26 protein-coding genes are annotated in these 24,363 nt (G+C 61.8%); 17 read left to right on the forward strand and 9 right to left on the reverse strand.

The window, feature by feature from the left end:
- Positions 1 to 4: 4 nt before the first annotated feature.
- Positions 5 to 874: a glucosamine kinase nucleotide-binding domain-containing protein gene (locus GTP23_RS19555; protein ID WP_161036637.1), complete on the reverse strand. Its 870-nt coding sequence runs from the start codon at positions 872 to 874 to the stop codon at positions 5 to 7.
- A gap of 394 nt (positions 875 to 1,268) precedes the next feature.
- Positions 1,269 to 2,627, reverse strand: a complete 1,359-nt coding sequence (locus tag GTP23_RS19560; protein WP_161036638.1) for a GIN domain-containing protein — start codon at positions 2,625 to 2,627, stop codon at positions 1,269 to 1,271.
- Positions 2,628 to 2,943: 316 nt separating this feature from the next.
- Between GTP23_RS19560 and GTP23_RS19565 the strand changes: the two genes are divergently transcribed.
- The 10 genes from GTP23_RS19565 to GTP23_RS19610 all read left to right on the forward strand — a co-directional run bounded on the left by GTP23_RS19565 (position 2,944) and on the right by GTP23_RS19610 (position 9,895).
- Positions 2,944 to 3,117 (forward strand): hypothetical protein, encoded by a 174-nt coding sequence (locus GTP23_RS19565; RefSeq protein ID WP_229256189.1) that lies wholly within the window; start codon positions 2,944 to 2,946, stop codon positions 3,115 to 3,117.
- On the forward strand, positions 3,117 to 3,635 hold the full coding sequence (locus GTP23_RS19570; RefSeq protein ID WP_161036639.1) for a hypothetical protein: 519 nt from the start codon (positions 3,117 to 3,119) through the stop codon (positions 3,633 to 3,635). The genes GTP23_RS19565 and GTP23_RS19570 overlap by 1 nt, the downstream gene beginning before the upstream one ends.
- Before the next feature lie 31 nt (positions 3,636 to 3,666).
- Positions 3,667 to 5,394 carry an ExeA family protein gene (locus GTP23_RS19575; RefSeq protein WP_161036640.1) on the forward strand — a complete coding sequence of 576 codons (1,728 nt, stop codon included), beginning with the start codon at positions 3,667 to 3,669 and terminating at the stop codon, positions 5,392 to 5,394.
- Complete coding sequence (locus GTP23_RS19580; RefSeq protein ID WP_161036641.1) at positions 5,395 to 6,126, forward strand: general secretion pathway protein GspB; 732 nt, start codon at positions 5,395 to 5,397, stop codon at positions 6,124 to 6,126.
- Between the two features lie 67 nt (positions 6,127 to 6,193).
- Positions 6,194 to 6,382, forward strand: a complete 189-nt coding sequence (locus tag GTP23_RS19585) for a hypothetical protein (protein ID WP_161036642.1) — start codon at positions 6,194 to 6,196, stop codon at positions 6,380 to 6,382.
- Between the two features lie 67 nt (positions 6,383 to 6,449).
- Positions 6,450 to 6,986: a molybdopterin-guanine dinucleotide biosynthesis protein B gene (gene mobB / locus GTP23_RS19590; protein ID WP_161036643.1), complete on the forward strand. Its 537-nt coding sequence runs from the start codon at positions 6,450 to 6,452 to the stop codon at positions 6,984 to 6,986.
- Between the two features lie 73 nt (positions 6,987 to 7,059).
- A complete protein-coding gene (locus tag GTP23_RS19595; RefSeq protein ID WP_155434629.1) occupies positions 7,060 to 7,260 on the forward strand; it encodes a YjfB family protein in 201 nt (66 codons plus the stop codon).
- A gap of 221 nt (positions 7,261 to 7,481) precedes the next feature.
- Complete coding sequence (locus tag GTP23_RS19600) at positions 7,482 to 7,736, forward strand: BufA1 family periplasmic bufferin-type metallophore (RefSeq protein WP_161036644.1); 255 nt, start codon at positions 7,482 to 7,484, stop codon at positions 7,734 to 7,736.
- 21 nt (positions 7,737 to 7,757) lie between these two features.
- On the forward strand, positions 7,758 to 9,404 hold the full coding sequence (bufB, locus tag GTP23_RS19605) for an MNIO family bufferin maturase (RefSeq protein WP_161036645.1): 1,647 nt from the start codon (positions 7,758 to 7,760) through the stop codon (positions 9,402 to 9,404).
- Positions 9,405 to 9,433: 29 nt separating this feature from the next.
- Positions 9,434 to 9,895, forward strand: a complete 462-nt coding sequence (locus GTP23_RS19610; RefSeq protein WP_161036646.1) for a DoxX family protein — start codon at positions 9,434 to 9,436, stop codon at positions 9,893 to 9,895.
- 39 nt (positions 9,896 to 9,934) lie between these two features.
- Here GTP23_RS19610 and GTP23_RS19615 read toward each other — a convergent pair whose 3' ends face one another.
- A complete protein-coding gene (locus GTP23_RS19615; protein WP_161036647.1) occupies positions 9,935 to 10,225 on the reverse strand; it encodes a hypothetical protein in 291 nt (96 codons plus the stop codon).
- Positions 10,226 to 10,369: 144 nt separating this feature from the next.
- Complete coding sequence (locus GTP23_RS19620) at positions 10,370 to 10,588, reverse strand: RNA-binding S4 domain-containing protein (protein WP_155434634.1); 219 nt, start codon at positions 10,586 to 10,588, stop codon at positions 10,370 to 10,372.
- Between the two features lie 178 nt (positions 10,589 to 10,766).
- Between GTP23_RS19620 and GTP23_RS19625 the strand changes: the two genes are divergently transcribed.
- A complete protein-coding gene (locus GTP23_RS19625; protein ID WP_161036648.1) occupies positions 10,767 to 11,573 on the forward strand; it encodes a hypothetical protein in 807 nt (268 codons plus the stop codon).
- 10 nt (positions 11,574 to 11,583) lie between these two features.
- Here the strand turns inward: GTP23_RS19625 and fumC are convergent, their stop codons facing one another.
- Positions 11,584 to 12,981, reverse strand: a complete 1,398-nt coding sequence (gene fumC, locus GTP23_RS19630) for a class II fumarate hydratase (protein ID WP_161036649.1) — start codon at positions 12,979 to 12,981, stop codon at positions 11,584 to 11,586.
- A 154-nt stretch (positions 12,982 to 13,135) separates the two neighbouring features.
- On the opposite strand from fumC, the gene GTP23_RS19635 reads away from it, so the two are divergent.
- Positions 13,136 to 14,668, forward strand: coding sequence for a type IV pilus assembly protein FimV (locus GTP23_RS19635; RefSeq protein WP_161036650.1), 1,533 nt, complete (start codon positions 13,136 to 13,138; stop codon positions 14,666 to 14,668).
- A 95-nt stretch (positions 14,669 to 14,763) separates the two neighbouring features.
- Here the strand turns inward: GTP23_RS19635 and GTP23_RS19640 are convergent, their stop codons facing one another.
- Positions 14,764 to 15,039 (reverse strand): flagellar protein FliT, encoded by a 276-nt coding sequence (locus GTP23_RS19640; RefSeq protein ID WP_161036651.1) that lies wholly within the window; start codon positions 15,037 to 15,039, stop codon positions 14,764 to 14,766.
- Positions 15,040 to 15,218: 179 nt separating this feature from the next.
- On the reverse strand, positions 15,219 to 16,046 hold the full coding sequence (locus tag GTP23_RS19645; protein WP_161036652.1) for an HDOD domain-containing protein: 828 nt from the start codon (positions 16,044 to 16,046) through the stop codon (positions 15,219 to 15,221).
- A gap of 270 nt (positions 16,047 to 16,316) precedes the next feature.
- Here GTP23_RS19645 and GTP23_RS19650 point away from each other — a divergent pair, with 270 nt between their 5' ends.
- A complete protein-coding gene (locus GTP23_RS19650; protein ID WP_155434640.1) occupies positions 16,317 to 16,508 on the forward strand; it encodes a CsbD family protein in 192 nt (63 codons plus the stop codon).
- A gap of 80 nt (positions 16,509 to 16,588) precedes the next feature.
- Here the strand turns inward: GTP23_RS19650 and GTP23_RS19655 are convergent, their stop codons facing one another.
- Together GTP23_RS19655 and GTP23_RS19660 are read right to left on the reverse strand one after the other, a co-directional pair.
- Positions 16,589 to 18,799: a S9 family peptidase gene (locus tag GTP23_RS19655; RefSeq protein WP_161036653.1), complete on the reverse strand. Its 2,211-nt coding sequence runs from the start codon at positions 18,797 to 18,799 to the stop codon at positions 16,589 to 16,591.
- Positions 18,800 to 18,940: 141 nt separating this feature from the next.
- Positions 18,941 to 20,332 (reverse strand): MATE family efflux transporter, encoded by a 1,392-nt coding sequence (locus tag GTP23_RS19660; protein ID WP_161036654.1) that lies wholly within the window; start codon positions 20,330 to 20,332, stop codon positions 18,941 to 18,943.
- 182 nt (positions 20,333 to 20,514) lie between these two features.
- On the opposite strand from GTP23_RS19660, the gene GTP23_RS19665 reads away from it, so the two are divergent.
- The 4 genes from GTP23_RS19665 (at position 20,515) to GTP23_RS19680 (ending at position 24,335) form a co-directional block, all read left to right on the forward strand.
- Positions 20,515 to 21,222, forward strand: a complete 708-nt coding sequence (locus tag GTP23_RS19665) for a beta/gamma crystallin family protein (RefSeq protein WP_161036655.1) — start codon at positions 20,515 to 20,517, stop codon at positions 21,220 to 21,222.
- A 46-nt stretch (positions 21,223 to 21,268) separates the two neighbouring features.
- Entirely contained in the window at positions 21,269 to 21,607 is a 339-nt protein-coding gene (locus GTP23_RS19670; protein WP_161036656.1) for a beta/gamma-crystallin, read from the forward strand.
- 728 nt (positions 21,608 to 22,335) lie between these two features.
- A complete protein-coding gene (locus GTP23_RS19675; RefSeq protein ID WP_161036657.1) occupies positions 22,336 to 23,301 on the forward strand; it encodes a hypothetical protein in 966 nt (321 codons plus the stop codon).
- Positions 23,298 to 24,335, forward strand: a complete 1,038-nt coding sequence (locus GTP23_RS19680) for a hypothetical protein (protein ID WP_161036658.1) — start codon at positions 23,298 to 23,300, stop codon at positions 24,333 to 24,335. Before GTP23_RS19675 ends, GTP23_RS19680 begins: the two co-directional genes overlap by 4 nt.
- Positions 24,336 to 24,363: the final 28 nt, after the last annotated feature.

Here is a 24,363-nt window from a genome sequence, read left to right on the forward strand (position 1 = left end):
CGGCTTATCCTTTCAGCTGCTGCTGGATCAGGCGCAGCGCACCGGCGGCGGAATCACCTTGCGGGTTGACGATACGGCGCAGCATGGAGACCGGCAGGTAGGGGCGCAGCGGTGCAGCAAGGCCGCCGCACAGGGCGATGGGCAGGGTGCCCGTGCCGTCGAGCGCATTGCCCATCAGCTCGACCTGACGGCCGGCTTCCAGCAGGATGGCGCGTGCTACCTCATTGCTTTCGCCATGCTGCAGCACCAGCCGGGCCAGTTGCGCATAATTGGTCTGGGTGGCGCGGGCCAGCCAGTTCTGGATTGCCGTGCGTTCGCCGCCGCAGGCTTGCGCCACGTCGTGGCTGAAGGCGTCGGCCGGCTTGCGGCCATCGAGCACCTGCTGCACGTGGTTGATGGCGCGCAGGCCCATCCAGGCGCCCGAAGCTTCGTCGCCAGCGGGGAAGCCCCAGCCGCCGACTTCTACGTGGACGCCGTCGAGGCGTTTGATTTCACCTACGCTGCCGGTGCCGAGCGCAATGATGGCGCCGGGCTGGCCGCGGTGCGCGCCCAGTACGGTGGTGTGGCCGTCGCTTTCCAGCGCGACGCGGGCATAGCCGGGATTGGCTGCGACGAATTCGGCGGCCCACTGTTTATTGTGCACGCCAGCCAGACCGAGGCCGATGGCCACGTGGCTACGCTCGGGGGGCGCCAGATCGGCGGCGCGGTAGGCCATGGCGGCTGCTTCCTCGACGGCCTTCCAGGCATTGACGATGCCGTGCATCAGGCCGGATGGACCGCTTACACCTTCTGCCAGTTCTATGCCATCAGTACGTGCCAGACGTACTCTGGTGCCGCTGCCGCCGCCGTCTACCCCGAGTAAGAATTCGATCATGATTATCTGTGTAGGTCGCCGTGGAAGTCCGGCGTTGAGGGCACTATAGGGGCTTGCAAACCAGCTTGTCAACAGGTATTTAACTGGTATTATAAAATAATGAAGTGGACTGGCAATTGTATGCTGCGAATTTTTTATAAGTAATTGTAATTAAAGGAAATAGTAAAAAATATAGCGGTTTGGCGCAGTGTGGTATTTGCATGCCACTTTGGTCTGTATCTGGTCGGTCTGTTGCTGCTTTGGTGAGCTGTGCGGGGCGCGGCAGGGCCGGCGACGGGGGAAGACCAAGACGGGGAGACGGTGGGGCGGCAGGAAAGCGGGGAGGCGGGGAGGCGGGGAGGCGGGAGCGCGGGAGCGCGCACGGGCAGGCACGGTGGCCTGCCCGCTGGAGGCGTCACTGGGTGCTGCGCTGGCCGCGGCGTTCGTAGGTCACCAGCTGGGTGCGTTCGCCGGAAGTGCGGCCGGCCTGATTGACCACGGCATTGCCGGGGCCACGCACCTGTATGTCGGTCTGCTGGGTCAGCAGCTGGCGTGCGTTCAGATTGCCCGAACCATTGAGCTGCGCCGTCAGCTGTTCGGTACGGCCATCGAGTTTGATGTCGCCGGGACCCTGTATGCTGAGCTTGACGGACTTGCAGGCGGCCGTGGCGCTCAGGTCGCCGGAGCCGCTCATTTCCGCATCCAGCGTTTCGTTCACGCGGCTCAGGTAGATACTGCCGGGGCCGCGGCTGCGTGCGGTAGCGCGGCCGACCTGCAGGTTCTGGCCCTCGAGATCGCCGGAGCCGCTCAGTTCGGCATTGAGCTGGCCGACATTGCCGCTCAGGATCATGTTGCCGGGGCCGGTCAGCACGGCATGTACGCTGGCAGCCTGCAGACCACGCACGGTCAGATCGCCCGAACCACGCACTTCGCCGTCGAATTTCTTGAGATTGCCGGAGATGCAGGCTTCGCCGGGGCCGCGCAGGGCGGCACTGGCTGCTTCCGTACTCAGGGTGCAGGCATCCAGATCGCCGGAGCCGGTGATTTCCGTGCGCAGCTCGGCGCTGCTGCCGCTCAGGGAGACGGAGCCGGGGCCATGCAGGGCGGCATTGATGCGGCCCGCGTGCAGGTCATCGAGGTGCAGGTCGCCCGAGCCGTTCAGCGTCAGGTTCACATCCTGCGTCATGCCGGCCGCATCGACATCGCCGGCGCCGTTCATGGTCAGGTTCAGGCTGTTCGCCTTGAGGGTGCGCAGGCGCAGATCGCCGCTGCCGGAAGCCTGTACCGTCAGGTCGCGCACGTTGCCGCTGGCGTAGATATCGCCCGAGCCTTCGGCATACACCGTCAGTTGCTGGCCCTGCACGTTCTGCAGCTCGATATTGCCGCTGCCGCTGTTGCGCAGGCTTTTCAGGGTGGTCGCGCTGATGCGTATGGTAACGGGCGGCTTGCTTTCCTTGTTCCAGCTGAAGTTGAAGGTCCAGCCTTTGCTCTTGTGGCGCGGCTGGCGCACGGTCAGGGTGTCGCCGCTGACGCTGGTTTCAATTTCTGCCAGCTGGCGGCGCTGGCCGCTCAGCTCTATGCTGGTGCCGGGCTGGTTGCTGATGATGACGTGGAAAGGACCATCCACGGCGATATTGCTGAAAGCTGCCACGTTGCGGTTTTCCGTGGTGCTGGCGGTATCGGTCTTGTTATCGGCATGGACGGGCAGGGCGGCCAGCAGCAGGGTGGCGGCAACGGCGGCAGTCAGCTTGGCGGGCGTCAACGTAGGCTTCATGATAGTCTCGGTCATCGGTAGTGGCGATGGTGAAACGATAAGGGTTTTGCCGGCGCGGCGTAGGCAGTTTGGGACGAATGTGCCAATTCGCGGCATCAGCTGCAAAAATGCGCGCCTGAACGGTGGCTGCCGGGCTGCAACAGCCGCATTTTTGACGCATGGAAATAGTATGTGATTTGAATTCAAACTGTCATAATAGGAATCACAAATTTATAGCCAACAATAGGCTAAAGTTGTAGGCAGCTGACTGCCGTTATTGAACGTATTGCCGGGAAACACCTGCGCACGTATCTGGAGAGCGCACATGATCAAGTATATGGGGACGAAAAATAAGGAAGACGGCTCGGTGCTGTACGTTTTTATCATTAATGGTCTGCACAAGGAAATCCGCGAGGGCGCATTGAAACAGCATCCCGGTTGCTACGAAGCCTTGCCTGCCACGGCCAAAGCACGCATCAGCGCCAACCGTCTGTGGTTGTCCAAAGCCTGATGCGCTCACGCTGGCGTCCACTGCTGGCCGCTGTGGCGCTGGCCGCGCAAACCGGCATGGTGCAGGCCGTGCCTACCACCTTCGGCACCATCATCGGCAATGCCGTGCTGTGCCGCGATCACACGGATAATCTGTACTTCTACGACTATCTGGTGAAGTTTTTCAAAGAGCCCTACAAGCACGAGGGCGGAGCGTTCTGGTTCAAGACCGACGGCGCTACCCTGTGGGGCATCACGATACCGGAAGTGATGGTCAGCGACGACACCAGTCCTTACATCTTCGTCGGCGCCGTGGCCGAAGCGCCGCCGGAGGATCTGGAGAAAGCCATCATCGCCCAGGTCGGCCACCACTACACCCGCATCGATACTTCTGCCTATCCCGTACGGGAATCCAAGCCGGCCAGCCGGATCGTGTATTTCGATACGCGCTCCAAGATATACTGCGCCAAGTTCAAGCCCATGCCGCCGGTGCAGCCGCCGGCCGTGCAAATGCCGCCCGCGCGTGCGCGGACGAAATAAAGGAAGCCTTGCAGCCAGCGTAGTCCCGACCATGTACACCCATTACTTCCATCTCAAGCAGCCGCCTTTTTCCATCGCCCCCGATCCGCGCTACCTGTTCATGAGCGAACGCCATCGCGAGGCGCTGGCGCATCTGCTGTATGGCGTGGGCAGCGGTGGCGGCTTCGTGCTGCTGACGGGCGAAATCGGTGCCGGTAAAACCACCGTCTGCCGCTGCTTCATGGAGCAGATCCCCGAGAACTGCAAGCTGGCGTATATCTTTAACCCCAAGCTGTCGGTGGAAGAACTGCTGCTGTCGATCTGTGACGAATTCGGCATCGTGCTGCCGGCGCAAGGGGCGGGCGCCGTCAGCGTCAAGACTTATGTGGATGCCATCAACGCCTATCTGCTGGCCAGCCATGCGCAAGGGCGCAACAATGTGCTCATCATCGACGAGGCGCAGAACCTGTCGGCCGCCGTGCTCGAGCAGTTGCGCCTGCTGACCAATCTGGAAACCAGCGAGCGCAAGCTGCTGCAGATTATCCTGATCGGCCAGCCGGAACTGCGCAGCATGGTGGCGCAGCCGGAGCTGGAGCAGCTGGCCCAGCGCGTGATTGCGCGCTACCACCTCGGTTCGCTGACAGCGGCCGAAACGGGCGCCTATGTCGAGCACCGGCTGGCCGTCGCAGGGGCGGTGGCCAGTGCACCGTTCCCGCGTACGCTGATGCCGCTGCTGCACAAGCTCACCAAGGGCGTGCCGCGCCGTATCAATCTGCTGTGCGACCGTGCACTGCTGGGCGCCTACGTCGAGAACCAGCCGCAGGTCACGCGCGCCATCCTGCGCAAGGCGGCGGCGGAAGTGTTTGCCAGTACCGAGGCGGGGAGTGCGGCGCAGGCATCTGCGCGCTGGCCTGTGCTGGCGGCCGGTGTGCTGGGCGGGGTGCTGCTCAGTGCCGGTGTGTGGCTCGCTTACGGCCGCGCATCCTCCAGTGTGGTGAGCAGCGCGCCGAGTGTGGTACCTGCAGCCACGGCACTCGCTGGCTCGGCGCCCGCGGCTGCCACTGCAGCGCGCGCCACATCTGCAGCGACATCCGGAACCGCAGCGGCACCCGCGCAGCTAGCTACTGCCCCACAGCTGGCTGCCGCTGTCGGCACGCCGGCTACTGCTGCGGCAGCGACAGGAGGGGTAGGCACGACATATAGCCAGTCAGATGCGCTGCGCGCGCTGGCAGCGCTGTGGGATCTGAAACTACCGGACGGCGAGCCATGTGCGCTGGCGGCAAAGCTGAATCTGCGTTGCCTGTCCGCGAAAGGTGGGCTGGACGAATTGCGCCAGCTCGACAGGCCAGCCGTGCTGACCCTGCATGATGATCCGGTACGCCCCAACTATCTGTTGCTGACTGCGCTGGGCGAAGATTACGCCACCTTGCAGGGCGCCGATGGCAAGCCGCAGCGCATCAAGCTTGCCGCGCTGGAAGCACGTTACAGCGGCGAGTTCAGTACTTACTGGCGCGCCCCGCGCAGCTGGCGCGACGAAGTCTCGGCAGGCGATAAAGGCCCTGATGTGGACTGGCTGGCGCGGCGGCTGGCGCAGATCTACGGCTTGAAAAAGCCGGTCGAAGGGCAGCCGCTGAATGCTGCATTGCGTGCGCGGCTGACGGAATTTCAGAGCGAGCTGAAGCTCAAGGCCGACGGCGTGGCCGGTCCGAAAACTTTTATCCGCCTGTATCAGCAGGGTGGGGTGCGCGAGCCGCGCTTGCTGGCAGCGGAGGGGAAATAGATGTCGTACATACTGGAAGCGCTGAAGAAGGCGCAGGCGGAAAGGCAGCTGGGCAGCGCGCCCACGCTGCATGGTGCGAGCATGCAGGCGCCATCGCTGGCGGCGGCACTGCCATGGTGGCGCCGCCCGCTGGCGCTGGCCGCCTTGCTGATGGCCGTGGTAATCGTGGCGCTGCTGGTGCTGTTGTTACGCCCGGCTCCCGGCTCGACGCCGGCTGTGCTGACCGCTGCTGCGCCGCCCGTCCCGCGCCCCGCAGCGACGGGCGCCCCGCCCGGACTCAAGCAGGAACTTAACCTGCGGGTGGCTGTACCGCCTGTGGCCATGCCGGAACCGTTGCCGGCGCCGGTGGCACACGGCGGCGTGGCAGCACGCACTACCGGCAACGCAGCAAGTGCTGCACCGGCAGCGGCCACTGCAGCGCCGGCCGGTGCTGCTGGCGGCGCGGCTACGCCGGCACCCGTGGCGGCAGCGAAGCCGGCCGCTACGGTCCGCGCCAGTGAAGAGCCGGTGCTCAATCTGCGCGAACTGCCCGAGCCTATTCAGCGCGCCATTCCTGCCGTTGCGGTGGGGGGCTATATCTACTCGCCGAATCCGGCCGAGCGCTTGCTGCTGATCGACAAGGTACTGCGTCACGAAGGGGAGGAAGTGGCGCCCGGGCTGGTACTGGAAAAACTGCAGCCGCGCGAAGCTGTATTCAGTTTCCGCGGCTACCGCTACCGCGTACCGTATTAGGACTGTCATCAAGGCGTCACGCGAAAGTGATATTTTTACATCATTAATCTTCTTGCACGGATTTATGATGAAACACTTGAAACTGATGCCTCTGCTGATCGCAGCCGCTTTCATGATGCCGCGTGCCCATGCTGCGGAGGAACACACCACCCGTAACACGAGCAGCTCTTACGCGGCGCTGTGGATAGGCATAGGCATGCTGCTGCTTGGTGGCAGCCAGCAGCGCAACGAGCCGTTCAAGCCGCTGGACGAATAAGCGCTTAAAGCCGCGTAATGGTTGCTCTGCGTATAATGGCGGCAACCTGATTTCGCGGAGTAGCATTATGCAGAAGCACGTTGGCGGCCAGCTTTCCCCTGTGCTGGTGGTGACTGGTACCTCTGGCAGCGGCAAGACCACCTTGCTGGAATTTCTGATCGCCAGTCTGGCGGCAGAGGGGGGGCGCATCAATATGATCAAGCACAGCCACCACGACCTCGAACTGGAGCCGCCCCGCAAGGATAGTGCCCGGCTGCGCATGGCCGGTGCGGCGGAAGTGATGGTGGCTTCGCCTTACCGCGTGTCCATCGTGCAGGAGCTGCGCGGTGCGCCCGAGCCGACGCTGGAGCAGCAGCTGGCGCGCATGTCGCCGGCTGACCTGACTCTGCTGGAGGGCTTCAAATCCGACCCCATCCCCAAGCTGGAAGTCTACCGGCCCGAAGTGGGCAAACCGCCCCTGTACCCGCATGATCCGTATATTTATGCAGTTGCTTCTGATCAAGCAGCGCCGGCCGGACTGCCGCCTCATCTGGTCTGGCTGGATCTGAACCAGCGCGCTACGGTGCTGGACTGGGTACGGAATTACTACAAAGAATCGAAATAAAAATTCGGCTAACTGCCTAAAGTTTGTCGCGCACTGTCCGTAAAAGAAGTGATACCCCTTAATGGAGGATTTCATGGACATCTCAGGCATTGCCCAGACTGCCAGCACGATAGCTGACACCGGCACCAAGCAGGCCGTAGGCGTGGCCGTGTTGAAAAAAGCGCAGGATATTCAGGCATCTAGCGCCAGTGCGCTGATCGAAGCGATACCGCCAGTGCCATCGGCACCGAATCTGCCTTCGCACCTCGGCAACACCATCAATACCACGGCCTGAGCGCCGTCGTCTCCGCCGTTGCGGCCCCGCCTGCCACGGGCTGGCCGTGCCGGTGCGCGTGCGCACATCTGTGCCCGCGGTTCTGGCCGGACTGGCCGGCGAACGACTCCCGAAAAAAATCTGAAAAAAGTGTGTAAGGTCACGCCCGTGTGCTGCGACTACTGTACAGTTGCACACGCTTGTGCAGCACAACGCCACTTTTAATATCGAGGAGATTTACCATGAACAAACGTCAAGCCCTGATCGCCGCCGCTCTGGCCACCGTCTGCGCTGCTTCCATGACCCAGGCCGTTGCTGCCGACGAAAAAGAAAAATGCTATGGCGTAGCCAAAGCCGGCGCCAATGACTGCGCCACTGCGGCCCACTCCTGCGCCGGTCAGGCCAAGACCGACAATGCTCCGGCCGAATGGAAATATGTTCCGAAAGGCACTTGCGAAAAATCCGGGGGCAAGACCACCATGGCACCAGCCAAGTAAGCATTTGTCGGGCGCAGCGCGATGTCGTTGAAGGGAAGTGCAGCGCCCGTCGCCGGTGTGGGCGTCGGGCTGAGAACGCCACACTACCGGCAGTTTCTGGAGCAGCGGCCCAGGGTGGGCTGGCTGGAAGTACACACGGAAAACTATCTGGATCAGGGCGGCTGGGACAGCCATGTGCTGGAACAGCTGCGCCATGATTATCCCGTCAGCCTGCATGGCGTGGGTCTGGGTCTGGGCTCGGCACGCGGCTTTTCGGCGCAGCATCTGCAACGGGTGCGGGCGCTGGTCGAGCGTGTGCAGCCGGCACTGGTTTCCGAACATCTGTGCTGGAGCGCGGTCGCCGACCGCCAGCTCAATGATCTGCTGCCCGTGACGCTGGACCACGCTGCGCTCGATCTGCTCAGCGCGCGCGTGCAGCAAGTGCAGGATGTGCTCAAGCGGCAGATTCTGCTGGAAAATGTATCGACCTATTTGCGCTACCGGCACGACGCCATGAGCGAAGCCGAGTTTCTGGCCGAACTGGTGGCGCGCACGGGCTGTGCGCTGCTGCTGGACGTGAATAATCTGTACGTCAATCAATGCAATCACGGCGAAGATGCGCTCGCAGCCATGGCCGCCATACAGCCCGGCACGGTGGGCGAAATCCATCTGGCCGGCCATCTGGTGACGCCGCAGGCGGTGATCGATCACCACGGCGCACCCGTCAGTGCAGAAGTCTGGCAGCTTTATCAGCATGCCTTGCAGCGCTTCGGCGCCGTGCCTACGCTGATCGAGTGGGATACCGATGTGCCGCCGCTGGCAGTGCTGCTGGCCGATGCGGCCAAGGCGGATGTGCTGCAGGCCCGGCATGCTGCACCGTCGCTGCTGGTGTCGCAGCCGGCGCAGGTGCGCGCCACGCAGGAGCTGGCGGCGCTGGCCGCCAGCCAGCAGGCGTTCACGGCCGCCCTGTTCGATCCGCAGCAGACCCCGGCCGCGCTGGTGCTATTCAAAGGCGAGCAGAATGCACACCGCTTGGCCCTGTATCGCGGCAACCTCACGGTGGGCTGGCACAAGATACTGAGCTCGGCCTATCCGGTGATCCGCCAGCTGGTGGGTGAAGAATTTTTCGAAGGGCTGACGCGCGCCTATGGCCATGTCTATCCGTCCGATAATCCCGATCTGAACTGTTTCGGCGCACGTTACGCGGCTTTCCTGCGCAGCTTCCCGCCCGTGGCCGGGCTGCCCTATCTGCCGGAGATGGCGGAGCTGGAGTGGGCCATGCACCGGGCCCATTATGCGGCCGCAGCGCCCGTGCTCAGTGCAGCCGAGCTGGCGGCCGTGCCGCCGGATCGGCTGGAACAGTTGCATCTGCAGCTGGCACCCAGTTGTACGCTGCTGGCGCCGGCATGGACGGTGCTCGACGCGTGGAGTGCTCATCAGCCTGATAGCGCCGTGGCGCCGTATGCGCCTGTGCGAGGCAGCGAGTTCGGGCTGGTGTGCCGGCCGCAATGGCGCGCACGTTTGCTCGTGCTCAGCCCTGCCAGCCACGCGGCCCTGTCGGTACTGGCCGCCGGCGCTACGCTGGGCGATGCACTGGATGCGGCTTGCGAGCTGGATGAAGCATTCGATTTTGCCGGCCAGCTGCAGCAATGGCTGGCCTGCGAAATTTTTGTCAGGATAGTGCGCTAGTTCCGACCAAGCTAATTTGGGAGGAAATCATGAAGGTTCTGATGGCACTGTACCGGCGCAGTCTGGCGTTTGACGAGTTACTCGCGCTATGGGGCGGCGCAGCACTGGGGTTGTTCCTGCGCCTGTATGTGGGCTGGCAGTTTTTCAAGGCAGGCATGGTCAAGCTTGGCGACTGGAGTGCCACACTGGCGCTGTTCCGCGAGGAATACCATGTGCCTTTGCTAGCGCCGGAACTGGCCGCCTATCTGGGCGCGGCAGGGGAACTGGTACTGCCGCTGCTGCTGTTTGCGGGGCTGTTGTCGCGCCCTGCAGCACTGGGGCTGCTGCTGGTGAATTGCATGGCGGTGCTGTCCTATCCGCAGCTGTTCAGCTTCGAATGTCCGGCCGCCATCAATGACCATTTCTACTGGGGTGTGATGCTGCTGGCGCTGCTGGTCTACGGACCGGGGCGGATTTCGCTGGATGCCTGGCTGGGGCGGCGCGCCTGCTAGCGTGGCGGCGCTGTGTTGCGAGGCTGACGGCGGAGAAGGTTAATGGCGTTTGAAAGCGCGCAGCATGCGCGCTTCGCCGCTCAGATCCTGATGCAGCAGATTGGCGGCCCGGGTCAGCTCTATCATGCGCTCCACCTGGATATCTTCGAAGCGCGCCAGTTCTTCCATGGCGTAGTGCAAGGCTTGCGCCAGCCGGGTGCGCGCGGTCTGATACAGCTGGCTATGATAGGCGTTGGTATTGTTGAGCAAATCTTCGGCGTTCTCTATCACTTGCCGCAAATCTTCCAGCAAGCGTTCCTGCGTTTGCAGTTTCACTTCCGGATCGTCCATGACGCACCCCTGATTAGCAAAATGGTGACGGAACTGCCGAGTAGACAATTCCACTATAGTGCACAAAGTGGCGGCGCGTTTGTGTGGTCGCAAATTCTGCCGCCAGCTATAGTGTATCGTACCATTTCTTTGATGCAATGAGTATTAGTTACCTTGCACATCGATACGCACGTCACCGATGGTCACGTACTGGCCAGCGCGGATCTTGGCGGTCTTGCGCAGTTCCTGCTTGCCATCGACCTTGACGCTGCCACCGGCAACCAGCATTTTGCCGGCGCCACCGCTGTCGCACAGGCCCACCAGTTTCAATAACTGATTCAATTCAACAAATTCGCCACTCAATTCAAAACTAACTTTCTGCATATTATCCTCTGTTGCTATGATGGGAACATCAGGCGTTCCGCTCGCCGGACTGGCGCATGGGTGGCAGTGTACTCTATATGCCCGAGGTTGCTGTCTAGAAAAGCATTGGCTATGCTGTAATCAGGGGAAAGCTCAAGCCGGTGAAGCGCAGGCGGACCCGGCCGGAAGGAGGTGCATCATGCGTCACGCAATTGTTTGCCTGATCACCGGCGGCTTGTTGCTGGCGGTGCTACCGGCCGCTGCCGTCGGCCAGAGCGTCAGCGATAGCGTGCTGGGCGCCAGCACCGCGCGGCTGCAACTGGGCAGCCTGCCGGCACCGCTGGCACCGCTCGATCCGCTAGGCCCGACGCTGAATGCACCGGGTCAGCGCTTTCTGACCAGTGCCGAATTCGAACGCAAGCTTGGTGCCGCCGTCGGCATCGTCAGCATCGGCGTGCTGCGCGAAGCGGCCAGCGTTACCGGCCCGCAGCAGAGTCCGGCGCTAGCCATGTACACCCGTCCCAGCACCAGCTTTACGGCCGCCACCCTGGGCTATGCGCTGACACCGCACAGCGCGGTCACTGCCATGGTCTCGGCCGCCCGCACGGAAGGGCTGGGCGCGCCGGATAGTCTGCTGGCGCAAGTCTCCTCGGTACGTACGCTGGCCTACAGCCTGTCGTGGGCGCGGCGCGAATGGCTGTCATCGGGCGACAGCCTGTCGCTCACGCTGTCCGTGCCGGCGCGGGTGCGCAGCGGCACGCTGACCGGCAGCGGTAATGTGGCGCTCACAGGTGAGCCGGGAGCACTGCCGTATGGCACGGCCATGCTCAATCTGCGCCCCACGGCCACCGAACATGATGTGGAGCTGCGCTACACCCTGCGCCCCAACGGCCTGGGCCGGCAGGGCAGGCTGAGTGCCGCCATCATGTGGCGCGTGCATCCCGGCCATGATGCGGCGGCCGCGCCGGAATATCTGCTGGGGCTGCGCTACGTGCAGGGTTTCTAGCGTCCGCCTGCTAGCCATGCGCGCCGGGGCGCGTCATGGCGAGCGGATCGATCCAGCGGGCAAACTGTTCCGCCGTCACATAGCCCAGCGCCAGCGCGGCCTGCTGCAGCGTGCTGCCTTCGTGCTGGGCTTTCTTGGCGATCGCGGCTGCCTTGTCGTAGCCGATATGGGGCGTGAGTGCCGTCACCAGCATCAGCGAGCGCTCCATCAGTTCGGCGATGCGTTGCTGCTGCGGCGCGATGCCGGCGGCGCAATGGTGTTCGAAGCTGTGCATGCCATCGGCCAGCAAGCGCGTACTCTGCAGGAAGTTGTGGGCGATCAGGGGTTTGTAGACATTCAGTTCGAAATTGCCCGATGCACCACCCATGGTGATGGCCACATCATTACCCATGACCTGACAGCACAGCATGGTCAGCGCCTCGCATTGCGTAGGGTTGACCTTGCCCGGCATGATGGAGCTGCCCGGTTCGTTTTCGGGGATGCTGAGTTCACCGAGGCCGGAACGGGGGCCGGATGCCATCCAGCGCACATCGTTGGCGATCTTCATCAAAGCGGTAGCGAGCGTCTTTAGCGCGCCATGTGCGTGCACCAGCGCATCATGACCGGCCAGTGCAGCGAATTTATTTTCCGCCGAGACGAAAGGCAGGCCTAGCGCGCTGGCCAGCTGGGCAGCGATGCGGTCGGCAAATTCCGCATGGGCATTCAGGCCCGTGCCCACGGCGGTGCCACCCGCTGCCAGCTGCAGCAAGCCCGGCACGGTCTGGCTGATGGCCTGCGCAGCAAAGTCCAGCTGGGCGACATAGCCGGAAAACTCCTGCCCCAGCGTGAGCGGGGTAGCATCCTGCAGATGGGTACGGCCTATCTTGACGATGTCGGCAAATGCCTGTGCCTTGGCTGCGAGCGTGGCGCGCAGCTGGCGCAGGGCGGGCAGCACCTGCGTTTCCAGCGCCACGGCAGCGGCCACATGCATGGCCGTGGGGAAGATGTCGTTGGAGGACTGGCCCAGATTGATGTCATCGTTGGGATGCAGCATACGGCCCGTGCCGCGGCTGCCGCCCAGCAGTTCGGAAGCCCGGTTGGCCAGCACCTCGTTCATATTCATATTGGTCTGGGTACCGGAACCGGTCTGCCACACGGCCAGCGGGAATGCGTCGGGATGCTGGCCGGCCAGTACTTCGTCGGCAGCCTGCACGATGGCCTGCGCCTTGTCGGCTGCCAGCAGGCCCAGATCGCGGTTGACGCTGGCGGCGGCGCGCTTGACACTGGCCAGCGCATGGATCAGTTGCGGCGCCATGCGTTCGCTGGAAATGCGGAAGTGTTCGAGCGAGCGCTGGGTCTGGGCGCCCCAGAGCTGTGCTGCCGCTACTTCGATCGGGCCAAAGCTGTCGTGTTCGGTGCGGGTATCCATGGGGGCATCCTTTATAAGGTGGGCAAGCTTGTCCATTTGATCATCTGCTCATAGTGTAGCCTAGCCGGGAAAAATTAACCGAGGGCTACAAAACGGGGAAAAATTGCCGTTATAGCTGATACACTTTTAGCATTTGCGTCCAGTCGCACCCGACATGCAGCGTTCACCATTCCTGACTTCTATCACCACCATCGCCGGCAGCCTGCTGCTGGCGACGGCTGCCCCTGCAGCCGAGCTGGGCGATATTGCGGTGCGCTCCTACATCGGTCAGCCACTCTCGGCCGATATCGAACTGGTGCAGGTAGCGCCCGACGAGGCGGCCAGCCTGCAGGTCCGGCTGGCGCAGGAAAACGTCTACCGGGGCGCCAACATCAGCATGAATCCGGCACTGACCGGCCTGCATATGACGATAGTGCGGCGCGATGGCCGCCAGTATCTGCGTGTCAGCACCTCGCGGCCTATCGAAGCGGATTATCTGCACCTGTTCCTCGAACTGAGCGGTGGCGGGCGGCAGGAAGTGCGCGCTGCCACCGTCTGGTTGCAGGCGGATCCGAATCCGTCGATGCGCACCAGTGCCGTGCCGGCAGCTGCCGTGGGCAGTCCTGCACCGGCACCGCTGCCAGCAGTCGCCGCTGCCCCGGTCAGCCCGGCCGAACCGGCGCCGGTCCGTTCGCGTGCAGCACCCATGCCGTCGCTGCACGAATCCGAAGTGGGTGTGCCCGGAGGCTTGCGCGCTAGCGCTGCCGCGGCACCGGTGCGGCGTCCGGCAGCGCCGGCCAGGCCTGCGCCTGCCAGAGCGGCCAGCTCCGGCGAGGCCGCGACCGACGGTGCTTTACCGGTGCCCGTGGCGCAAGCGCTGCTGCCTATGCCGAATCTGCCCTTACCGAAAGGCGTCAAGCGCGCCCAGCCACCGGCAGCGTGCGCGGCAGCGCCAGCGTCTGCGCCAGCGGCGGCCAAGGAATGCGCCGCGTTCGACGCCCATAGCCAGCAATTGAACAGCAAACTGACTGAACTGGAAGGCAAGCTGAAAGTGCTGCAGGGGGCGCTGGGCGCAGCGCCCGCAGCCAAGGCCAGCGCAGCTGCGCCCGCTGCTACTGCCGACGCCAAGCCGGCAGCAAGCTCGGCAGCGGCATCCGCCACAGCCAGCGCCTCGGCCAGCGTGGCGTCGTCCGCTCCGGCCAAGCTGGCCAGCAGTGCTGCCGCGCATGCATCCGAACCGGCTGCGGCAGGGGGCGAAGCGGCCAGCGGCGAACGCTGGGTGCCGCCACCCGGCGTGCAGGGCGAACTGGCCAAGGCCCGTGCTGCGGCAGCGCTGGCCGAAGCCAGCGAGGCGGGGGCGGCCTCAGCGTCGGCCTCGGCATCCGCATCGGCGGAAGCTGCCGCTAGCGAGGCGGCTTCCGTTCCCATGAAAAAGGTGAAAGTCCTGCCCAAGCTGAAATACAAGAAAGAGAAGCCGCCGGAACCATCGCCCGGCAGTAGCACTCTGCCTTTGATTGCTGCCGGTGCTGGTGTGGCGGCGCTGGTGCTTGGTCTGGCCGGCTGGCTGTTCTGGCGTAAGAAGCGGGGCGCACCGCCATTGAAAATCGGACAACTATTCCGCAAGAAGAAAGCTGCCGAGCCGGAAGTGAAGCATGAGGAAGCGCCGCCGCTGGAAGAAGTGACACCGGAATCGCTGATGCAGCAGTAAGCTGCATGCGCCGGAAGGGGAGTCTGGCGCCATGGCCAGACGAAAAAAAAGCGCTTTACCGAGGTAAAGCGCTTTTTTATTGGGCGGGTGCCGGATCAGGCAGCCATGCCGGGTATGGTGTTCATCCACGGTTCGGTCACGTCGCGGATGGCGCGGTCGTTGGCCAGAATCTGTTTCAGCAGGTCGATTTTGCGCTGGCGCTGGGTGCCGCTCAGGGCAGGAACACCGGTGCTGATGGCGCGGCTTTCGGCAGCGCAGCGGGTTTCCAGCTTGCTCAGGCCATCCCAGTCACCCATGCGAGCGGCAGCGGCCATGTGATTGGTCATACCGGCAATATTTTCGTACATCGAGAGGACTTCGCTGGAGGTCATATTCGCACCCTGGCTGGTTAGGCGGATTACCGCATGTCCTGATTAACGTCGGGGTGGGCGGGAACTTTAGGGTCTTTTTCAAATATTTTTGAAAAAAAGTGAAAAAAAACCGTCCGACGGTGATTCGGACGGTTTTTGTTGTTACTTGATTACTGTTTTTGACTGTTTTGCGGCGTTTTTTATTTCACCAGCTCTTCCAGACCCGCCGCAAGTTCATCCGGTGATGGCATTTCGTCTATGAGTACGTCGTCATCGAGCCCCAGTTCTTCGGCCAGATCGGTCGGGTAGCAGGCGGCGATTTCCTCGGCACTCAGCTGGGCCTGTTCGACACGGGCGCGCCAGGCGGCCAGCGCGACCACGGCCGCCAGCCGGTTCAGCTCGCCATTGTGATGCGGTTCGGGGAAAGCGGCGATGGTATCGGCAAAGGTGGAAGGGAATTTCCAGCGCCGCGCCAGTTCCGCGCCCACGTCGGCAAAGGTGTAGCCGAACGAAGCCTGTTCGGCATCGAGGCGGCGCGCATCGAGCGGGCCGGCCACTTTGTCCAGCGCCATGGCCTGCTCGGCCATGGCCGAGTGGATCACCAGCTGGCCGATGCCGTGCATCATGCCGATGGTGAAGGCGAGGTCGGTGTTTTCCTTGGTTTTCTTGGCGATCCATTTGGCCGAGACGGCGGTGTGCAGGCTGTAGCGCCAGAACTGCTTGAGGTCCAGCCCCGGCACTGTCTTGAAGCCGCTGACCAGCCCCGAGCTGATTACGAGAGTACGGACGGTAACAAAGCCCAGCATCAGTACGGCATCTTCCACCGTGCCTATGCTGCGCGACACGTGGTAGTAAGCCGAGTTCGCCAGACGCAGTAATTTCGCGCTCAATACAGGATCAGTGGACAGCTTTTTGGCGATTTCTTCCGTTGAAACGCTGGCTTTATCGAAACTGCTGATCAGCTCTTCAACCACCTTGGGCGCGGTGGGCAACGCAGTGGGATTCTGGAACAGTGCATCAAGCTTCATGTTGGTTTCTCCTGTTGAAAGGGCGCGTTGCTGATTACTAACTATATAGCGATTCTCGCCAGTAAAGAAACAAATTTGTTACGCCTGCGTATCTTTTCTGCCGAGTCGATTTTCGCCCGCGTACGACTGCTGCGATGCCGCATCGATAGTCTATCCCCGCAGCGTGTGCTGGCGCACGGAGTACAAGGTTGCGACTGCCTATATTGACGCATATGCACATAGCGCAACGCTGTGTGTACCGTCGTTTCATTGTTGATAGAGGAGTTGACCATGAACAAAGATCAGGTAAAAGGCAAGGCACGCGAAGTGCGTGGCAAGGTCCAGCAGGAAGTCGGCAAGCTGGTGGGTAGCAGCGAGCAGCAGGCCAAAGGGCTGAGCCAGCAGGCTGCCGGCAAATTGCAAAAAGGGCTGGGCGATGCCAAGGAAGCCGTGAAGGATATCGCCAAAGGCAATCGCAACTAATTGCGGGCCCCCATAAAGCAACAGCCGCAGGCATGGCTGCCTGCGGCTGTTGCTTGTGCTACCGGAACAGCGTCCGGTAGTTAATTCGTTTCAGGCTTGAGATTCTTCTTGAAGAAGGCTTCGATATAGCCGTACACGTGGCGCTGCGGGCCGCGACCGGAGATGCCGTGTTTGGCGCCCGGATAGGTCATCAGCTCGAAGTGCACATTGCGCTTGACCAGCGCATCGATCATGCGCGTGGTGTTGGTGAACAGCACGTTGTCATCGGCCATGCCGTGGATCAGCAGCAGTGGCGATTTCAGGCCATCGAGGTGGGAGTACACGCCGGCCGTGACATAGCCTTGCGGATTCTCTTTAGGCGTGCCCATGAACTGTTCCGTGTAGTGGGTGTCGTACAGCGCCCAGTCCGTCACTGGTGCAACGGAGACGCCCATGGCGATCTTGTCCGAAGCCTGCGCCAGCAGGCGCAGCGTCATGAAGCCGCCATAGCTCCAGCCGAACACGCCGATGCGCTTGGCATCCACATAGCTCTGCTGGCCCAGCCATTCGATACCGGTCAGCTGGTCTTCCACTTCCACTTTGCCCAGATCGTGGTAGTTGGCATCGGTGAAAGCGCGTTCGCGGCGCGACGAACCACGGTTGTCCAGACGCCAGACGATGAAGCCCTGCTGGGCCATGTACTGGTCGAACAGATTGCCCCAGCGGCGTGCAACGTGCTGCGAGTGCGGGCCGCCGTAGGTGGACAGGTAGACCGGATACTTCTTCATCACGCTAAAGCCCTCAGGCTTGATCATCGAGTAGTACAGGGTCTGGCCGTCTTTCGATTTCAGCGTGCCGTATTCGGTTTTCAGGTGGGCATCGAGGTATTTGCCATATGGGTGGCTGGCATTGAGTTCATTGCGCTCCAGCCAGCTCACCATGCTGCCATCCGGACGGCGGATGCTCACTTGCGGCGGCAGGTCGGGATTCGAATAGGTATCGACAAACACTTCGCCATTGCGCGCAAAGGCGGCATCGTGCCAGCCGTCGCCCTGCGTCACGCGGGCCGGCTTGCTGGCGCTGCTGCCATCGAGTTTCAGCGCATAGGTCTGGCTGTCCACTACCGCATCGCGGTTGGACTGCACGAACACGCGGCCGCTCTTTTCATCCACGGCCAGTACGCGGTCTATGCCCCATTCGCCGCTCGAAATGGCGTGCTGCAGTTTGCCGCTCATGTCGTACAGATACAGGTGCTTGCGGCCCGTGCGTTCGGACGACCAGATGAAGCGGTCGCCGGACAGGAAGCGCAGGTCGTCGAAGATGCTGACCCAGGTCGGCGAAGTCTCGGTCACCAGCACGCGCTGCGCCAGCGTGGCGGCATCGACGGCGATCAGTTCAAGCTTCTTCTGGTCGCGGCTCTGGCGCTGGAACAGCAGGGCCTTGGCGTTGCCGCTCCAGTCGGCACGTACCAGATAGATGTCGGGATTGCTGCCCAGATCGACGTTGCGGATTTCGCCCGTGACTGGCGAAACGATGTGCAGGCTGACCAGCGCATTCGGATCGCCGGCAGCAGGGTAGCGCTGCTCGACCACGTCGGTGCGGTCGGCAAAGATTTCGAAACGGCGTGCCACGGGTACTGGTGCTTCGTCATAGCGCTTGTAGGCGATGGCGCTATCGTCCGGGGCCCAGTAGTAGCCACTGGTCTGGCCCATTTCTTCCTGCGCCACGAATTCGGCTTCGCCGTTATGCACGGTGTCCTTGCCATCGGTGGTCAGCTGCTTTTCCTTGCCCGTGCTCAGATCGATCACATACAGGTTCTGGTCGCGCACGAAGGAAACGTAGCGGCCTTTCGGCGAAATTTTCGGATCGAGCACATTGCCACTGGCGACCATGCGCGCTGCATCGGGCTTGCTGGCATCGATCAGATACAGGTTGCCGGCTATCGGCACCAGCAGCTGCTTGCCGTCAGGCGACCAGCTGTAGCTGAGGATGCCTTTCAGGCTGGCCGTGCGCTCGCGTTCGCGGCGGGCTTTTTCGGCAGCCGACAGGTTCTCGTCCGGCACCAGTATTTTGGAATCGACCAGACGGTGGGTGGACTTGTCCTTGAGGTTGAATTCCCACAGGTCGAGCTGGAACTGGTTGTCTTCGCGGCCGCGCAGGAAAGTCACGCGGGCGCCGTCGGGCGACACTTTCAGGCTGCGCACACCGGGGCCGCTCAGCGACGGGTCGGAATGCAGTCGGTCTAGCGTGAGTTTTTCAGCAGAAGCCTGGGCTCCGGTCAGGAGTGCCAGAAAACAGAGTATGAAGCGCATGGCGGGAAATAGTCTCAGGTTGACGGAATCCGAGACGATACCAGAGCGGGACTGTCATGGCGAGATGGCAATGTTCTGAATCTACGGGCGAAAACCGTTTTTCCTTCGGCGTCCGGTATGCGGATTTCGCCCCCTGTGCGGCTACTGCGGCTGGCCCTGCGCACGCTGCAGCGACAGCCGGTGCAAAGCCCAGCTCAGCAGCAGAGCGGCCACTGTCAGGCCGATTACCAGTGCGATCCAGAAGCCCTGCGCCGCCATGGGCTGGGCCGGACGCCAGGGCAGCCATTCCGGCGCCAGCCCCAGCCAGCAACCGAGCGGCAGGGCAAAGCCCCAGAAGGCCAGTAGCTGGATCTGCATGGGCTGGCGCGTTACCTTGTAGCCGCGGATGGCACAGGAGGTGGCCACCTGAGTGGCGTCGGACAGCTGGAACAGCGCGGCCAGCAGCAACAGGGAAGCGCACAGGGCCTGTACGGCCAGGTCGGAAGTGTAGGCGGCAGCAATCTGCGTGCGCGCCAGCACGATGAACAGGGCCGACAGGGCACCGAAGGCCAGCGACATGAACACGCCCACCCACGCCACAAAGCGGGCCCGCTGCGGATTGCCTTCACCCACGGCATGGCCGACGCGGGTGATCAGGGCGATGCCGAAACTGAGCGGCACCATGAACACCAGTGATGTGAAATTGAGGGCGATCTGGTGTGCCGAAATCTGCACGGCACCGAAGCGGGCGACCAGCAGGCTGATGGAACCGAAGGCACTGACTTCGGCAAAATAGGTGATGCCTATAGGCAGACCGAGCTTGAGCATATTGCGGATTTCCGGCCAGTGCGGGCCTTCCCAGTGGGTGAACGGGTAGGTGGCACGGTAGGCCGGCGCAAAGCGCATCCACGCCAGCATGGCAAACAGCATCAGCCACATGCACAGGGCAGTGGAAATGGCGCAGCCTACGCCGCCCACGGCGGGCAGGCCCCAGTGGCCGAAAATCAGCAGCCAGTTGCTCAGCACGTTAAAGGCCAGCCCCAGCAGGGCGATCACCATCACCGGCTTGGTCTGGTTGATGCTGGTGCTGTAGCCATACAGGGCACGGTAGGCGGCAAATGGCGGCAGGCCGAAGCTGATGATGTGCACGAACAGGGAGGCCTGCTCATGCACATAGGGCGTCAGCTGCAGGTGCTCGAACAGCAGCGTGGCCAGATTGGCCAGCAGCATGGCCAGCACACCGATGCCGGCTGCCTTCCATAGCGACTGGCGCACGGCATGGGGAATCTTACCCAGCTCGCCACCGCCCACATCGTGTGCGACGATGCTGTTTATCGCCATCATGATGCCGCTCACCGTCACCAGAATAATCGACCAGATCGAGGTGCCCAGCGCCACTGCCGCCAGTTCGTCGGCACTGGCGTGGCCCGTCATGGCCACATCGGCCACGCCCATGCCCACGGTGGCCAGCTGGCCGATCAGCATGGGCCAGGAGAGGGCCCACAGTGCAGCGATTTCGTGACGGAGATTGTGCGGGGTAAATTTGTGCGGCATAGGCAAGAGTGGCGCGACGGCAAAGCAGTTGTGTGGCGGTCATTCTAGCGCGCAGCCTGCGGCTTTGTCTTACAAATTCTTGCAAATTGAGCATGGCCGGCCGTCAGCCTGTGCGCTGGCTTGCGCGTTAGGGGTGCATGGCAACTTGCCAGTGTGCCGATACCTAGCTCATACTCACGATCATGAAAATCTCTCTGCTCCGTTTTATCCGCGCCGCCTTCGTGCTGGCGCTGCCCGTCGCCGTCGCCCAGGCTGGTGAAATCACGCTGTACACCCATGCCAATTTCAATGGGCCGGCCATCACGCTGCGCGGCGAAACGCCCGATCTGGTGCCCTACAATTTTAACGACCGTGCTTCCAGCGTGGTGGTGCGTTCCGGCACGTGGCAGCTGTGCGAGCATGCGGATTTCCGTGGTCGCTGCATGGTGGTCGAACGGGGCGAATATCCGGTGCTGGCCGGCTTTAACGACATGATTTCGTCGGCGCGTGAAATCGGCGGTCGCGGCGAGTGGAATGGCCGCAATGACCAGAACGAGCGCAACGAACACAATGACCGCTGGGACCGCAACGACCGCAATGACCGTGGCGAGCGTCACGGCCGCCGCTGGGAGCGCGACGACGAGCGTAGCCATGGTTATGGCCGCGAACCGATAGAGCTGTTTTCCCAGTCCGGCTTCAATGGTGCCCGCCTCGGCATCCGCAACGAAGTGCGCACGCTGGTCGATTACGATTTCAACGATCAGGCGGGTTCCATCATCGTCAATGAAGGACGCTGGGAACTGTGCGAGCATGCCGATTTCGGCGGCCGCTGCATCGTACTGGAACCGGGCCGCTACGAATACCTCGATAACATGAATAACCGCATTTCCTCGCTGCGCCGTATCCGCTGAGCGGGATGCGCTATCATGCAATCCAGTTAATCGTCCGGGAGCCGTGATGAGGAAACCGCTGTTCGCTGCGTTCGCCCTGAGTGCCAGCCTGTGCGCGCAGGCCGGCGAAATTACCTTGTACACGCGGGCGAATTTCGGCGGTCCGGCCATCAAGCTGCACGAATCCGAGCCCGACCTCGACAAGCTCGGTTTCAACGACCGTACTTCCAGTGTGGTGGTGCAGAGCGGCCGCTGGCAGGTGTGCGAGCACAAGCAGTACAAAGGGCGCTGCAAGCTGCTGGAGAAGGGCGAGTATGCCCAGCTACAGGATTTCAATAATATGATGTCTTCGGTGCGCGAGCTCGACGAGCTGGCGCAGCATAAGAGTCAGCCTGACCGTCCCTAAATCTCCCGTGCCGGCGGGCCGTGCGGCTCTTCTTCGCTTCTGGCGTTTCATGATGCGCGAGTTTGAATGGGCGCATGCCTCCTCAAGATCAAGTACGGCCGGCCTGGGCACATCTGCCTGCGCCGCTTGTGGCAAAACTTCCGCATCCAGACTTATTACGCAACACCGAGAATATCGCAGTAGTCGATATTGACGTAATAATGAGCTAACAGTTTATCGGATGGCGCATACCTTAAAGCATTGATTTTAAAAGTGCCGATCACAGACGGCTTCTGATCTTTAAAATCAGTGTGATTTTTGGAGAGAATCTGGCACGCAGAAAGAATGCCGAAATATCGTCTTGATAGTGTTGCTAAAGAAAATCATTCTGGCTACACTGCTATAAAATTTGTAGCGATATGCGGATCATTCGCTCGGCTTGTGCTGCCTTATCCTGGCGATTGTCCGGATGATCGCTGTCATGCTAAGAAAATGGTTCTAATTTTTATAACTATTTTTTAATAGCCGCTGGCGGGTACGATTTAATGCGCAAATATATTATTTCTGTTGCATCGCTTATTCTCTTCCAGAGTATTCCAGTCCATGCCGAGCCAGTCAGTGTTTCGATTGCCGGGTTTGCCTTTGCGGGTAGTTACGATCGCGCGCCGGAACGTTTTCCTATTACCTATAAACTCTTTTCTGCCCAGCAGTCAGCCGCGCAGCATGCAGGCTCCTACACGGCTCTGGTGGTGGAAAAGGCCTCCGCGCTCAAGAATCCTGATTTCAAGTTCACTCCCGGCGAATTAGTCGCGCTCAATAACGACCGCAGCCTGATGGCGGCGCTGGTATTGACGGGGGAAACCATAGCCACCGAACGTTACGGCGCCTACTACAAGACGTTTGTAAATCTGCGTGGCGATACGATGATTTTTGATTACAAAAACAAATCCATCGTGCGTAACTGTCCCGTCAGCGTGGTGCTGTTCGATGCTACGCCCCAGCCACCGAGCGAGCAGCGTCTGGCGGGCTTTGTCGATAACCTGATCCGCCGGCCAGATGAGCGTGGCCTGATCAGCCAGTTCGACCGCTGCCTGCAGCAGGCCAGCCTGCCGCGCGATGGCGTGCGTACGGTGCAAGTGCGCAGCAGCGAAGTGAGTGCCGAAGCACTGGCGGCGTTCCCGCCTTCGCTGCGCGAGCATCCCGAGGCGGTGCGCGCGATTCTGATGGATACCCTGGCTTCGACGCTGACGGCACGCACCGGCATTTCCATGCTGCCGTCCAGCATAGGCCATGCGGTAGGAGGCGTGATGTCCATGCGTCTGCAGAATGGCGATGACATCAAGATCAAACTGGCGGAAGGCGATTACGTCTTCGATATCAAGCTCAACAAATTTGCCAAGATCAAGACGGCGGAAACCAATGTGAGTGCCACCTATGTGTATGGCGCCTATATGCGGGTCAACTTCTCCGAGCCGCTGCTGAATACGGCGTTTATCAGCACGGATCTGAAAAATGGCGAGGTCGCGGTTCTGCCGGCCGGCCAGATCAGCAACGATGATTTCGCCGCCTACCAGGATGCGATCCGGGGCCTGTACAACAAATTTGCCGACGCACTGGCCCAGCCCGGCTCCACATGGCTCAAGACTGCTGCCTCCGAACCAGCTATCGAGGCACAAATGGCCGCCGCCCGGGAAACTTTGAGGAAGACCAAATGAAGAAAATCAGTCTCTGTATCGCTGTGCTGCTGTTCCCGCTGTTGGCGCTGGCGCAGATCGTTGAATCCAAGGGCGCGGGAACGCTGTCCTATTCCGGGCCTAGCGTACCCCAGGAAGTCAAGGACAAGGCGTATGTGAAGGCCCAGGTGTCCGCCATCGAACGCTATTTCGCCGCCAGTGGCGAGGCCGAAGCGCAGAATTTCGACGCTATTCAGGACAAGATCGAAGAGAACCTGGAGAAGTTCATCCTCAATACCACCGTGCTCAACGAGCAGGATATGGGCAGCCAGCATAAATATTCGGTGGCCGTGCGGGTGGAGCTGAATCTGGCCCGCCTGCGCAATACCCTGCGTGCCTCCAGCGCTGCCGGCAAGGCGAATAACGGCGCCAAGTCGCAGCTGGTGTATCTGTTTGTCGGCCGCGAGGCGGCCAGCGTGCGCACTTTCGATGCGCGCGTATTGCAGCGCACCGAGGCAGAAGTGACCCGGTCGGGTTCGGCCAAGGGGACCGAGCGCGCCGCGGTGCAGGTGGAATCGGGCGGCAGCTCGCAGCAGAAAGCGGATGAAGTCAATTATCGCCTGCTGCCGATCACCAATACGGCGACGGCCATTACCAATCTGTTTTCGCAAGGCGGCTATCAGGTAGTGGATCCGGCCTATGTGATCGGCGATGGCGATTTCAAGGCAGTCAACAAGGACTTCTCCAGCGGTAATGACCTGAGCCCCGCCACGCTGCGCTCGGTGGTTGCAACGCTGCGTAAAAACCGCATTCCCTATCTGGTCATCGCCACCCTCGACGCCGGCGCTCCCAGCAAGGATCCGGCCACGGGACTGGCCCGCAGCGCCGTCAATGTGACAGCACGGGTGCTCGACCTGAGCAACCAGTTCCCGCGCGAAGTGGCCTCGGTGCCAGCCAAATCGTATTTCGGCGTCGGCCCGGACAATTCCGTGGCACGCGATCAGGGGCTGAAAGAAGCGGCGCTGGCAGCAGCGCGCGAAGTGATCAGTCGTCTCAATGCGGTAGGGGTGCAATAAACATTCTGGGGCCCGCTCATATGCTGAC

This window comes from Duganella fentianensis (genome assembly GCF_009857835.1).
Classification (GTDB): Bacteria; Pseudomonadota; Gammaproteobacteria; order Burkholderiales; family Burkholderiaceae_D; genus Rugamonas; species Rugamonas fentianensis.

Excerpts from the sequence above, each read along its gene's own strand:
- GTP23_RS19555 (WP_161036637.1), bottom strand. The coding sequence starts at position 874 with ATGATCGAATTCTTACTCGGGGTAGACGGCGGCGGCAGCGGCACCAGA.
- GTP23_RS19560 (WP_161036638.1), bottom strand. The coding sequence starts at position 2,627 with ATGAAGCCTACGTTGACGCCCGCCAAGCTGACTGCCGCCGTTGCCGCC.
- GTP23_RS19565 (WP_229256189.1), top strand. The coding sequence starts at position 2,944 with ATGGGGACGAAAAATAAGGAAGACGGCTCGGTGCTGTACGTTTTTATC.
- GTP23_RS19570 (WP_161036639.1), top strand. The coding sequence starts at position 3,117 with ATGCGCTCACGCTGGCGTCCACTGCTGGCCGCTGTGGCGCTGGCCGCG.
- GTP23_RS19575 (WP_161036640.1), top strand. The coding sequence starts at position 3,667 with ATGTACACCCATTACTTCCATCTCAAGCAGCCGCCTTTTTCCATCGCC.
- GTP23_RS19580 (WP_161036641.1), top strand. The coding sequence starts at position 5,395 with ATGTCGTACATACTGGAAGCGCTGAAGAAGGCGCAGGCGGAAAGGCAG.
- GTP23_RS19585 (WP_161036642.1), top strand. The coding sequence starts at position 6,194 with ATGAAACACTTGAAACTGATGCCTCTGCTGATCGCAGCCGCTTTCATG.
- mobB (WP_161036643.1), top strand. The coding sequence starts at position 6,450 with ATGCAGAAGCACGTTGGCGGCCAGCTTTCCCCTGTGCTGGTGGTGACT.
- GTP23_RS19595 (WP_155434629.1), top strand. The coding sequence starts at position 7,060 with ATGGACATCTCAGGCATTGCCCAGACTGCCAGCACGATAGCTGACACC.
- GTP23_RS19600 (WP_161036644.1), top strand. The coding sequence starts at position 7,482 with ATGAACAAACGTCAAGCCCTGATCGCCGCCGCTCTGGCCACCGTCTGC.
- bufB (WP_161036645.1), top strand. The coding sequence starts at position 7,758 with ATGTCGTTGAAGGGAAGTGCAGCGCCCGTCGCCGGTGTGGGCGTCGGG.
- GTP23_RS19610 (WP_161036646.1), top strand. The coding sequence starts at position 9,434 with ATGAAGGTTCTGATGGCACTGTACCGGCGCAGTCTGGCGTTTGACGAG.
- GTP23_RS19615 (WP_161036647.1), bottom strand. The coding sequence starts at position 10,225 with ATGGACGATCCGGAAGTGAAACTGCAAACGCAGGAACGCTTGCTGGAA.
- GTP23_RS19620 (WP_155434634.1), bottom strand. The coding sequence starts at position 10,588 with ATGCAGAAAGTTAGTTTTGAATTGAGTGGCGAATTTGTTGAATTGAAT.
- GTP23_RS19625 (WP_161036648.1), top strand. The coding sequence starts at position 10,767 with ATGCGTCACGCAATTGTTTGCCTGATCACCGGCGGCTTGTTGCTGGCG.
- fumC (WP_161036649.1), bottom strand. The coding sequence starts at position 12,981 with ATGGATACCCGCACCGAACACGACAGCTTTGGCCCGATCGAAGTAGCG.
- GTP23_RS19635 (WP_161036650.1), top strand. The coding sequence starts at position 13,136 with ATGCAGCGTTCACCATTCCTGACTTCTATCACCACCATCGCCGGCAGC.
- GTP23_RS19640 (WP_161036651.1), bottom strand. The coding sequence starts at position 15,039 with ATGACCTCCAGCGAAGTCCTCTCGATGTACGAAAATATTGCCGGTATG.
- GTP23_RS19645 (WP_161036652.1), bottom strand. The coding sequence starts at position 16,046 with ATGAAGCTTGATGCACTGTTCCAGAATCCCACTGCGTTGCCCACCGCG.
- GTP23_RS19650 (WP_155434640.1), top strand. The coding sequence starts at position 16,317 with ATGAACAAAGATCAGGTAAAAGGCAAGGCACGCGAAGTGCGTGGCAAG.
- GTP23_RS19655 (WP_161036653.1), bottom strand. The coding sequence starts at position 18,799 with ATGCGCTTCATACTCTGTTTTCTGGCACTCCTGACCGGAGCCCAGGCT.
- GTP23_RS19660 (WP_161036654.1), bottom strand. The coding sequence starts at position 20,332 with ATGCCGCACAAATTTACCCCGCACAATCTCCGTCACGAAATCGCTGCA.
- GTP23_RS19665 (WP_161036655.1), top strand. The coding sequence starts at position 20,515 with ATGAAAATCTCTCTGCTCCGTTTTATCCGCGCCGCCTTCGTGCTGGCG.
- GTP23_RS19670 (WP_161036656.1), top strand. The coding sequence starts at position 21,269 with ATGAGGAAACCGCTGTTCGCTGCGTTCGCCCTGAGTGCCAGCCTGTGC.
- GTP23_RS19680 (WP_161036658.1), top strand. The coding sequence starts at position 23,298 with ATGAAGAAAATCAGTCTCTGTATCGCTGTGCTGCTGTTCCCGCTGTTG.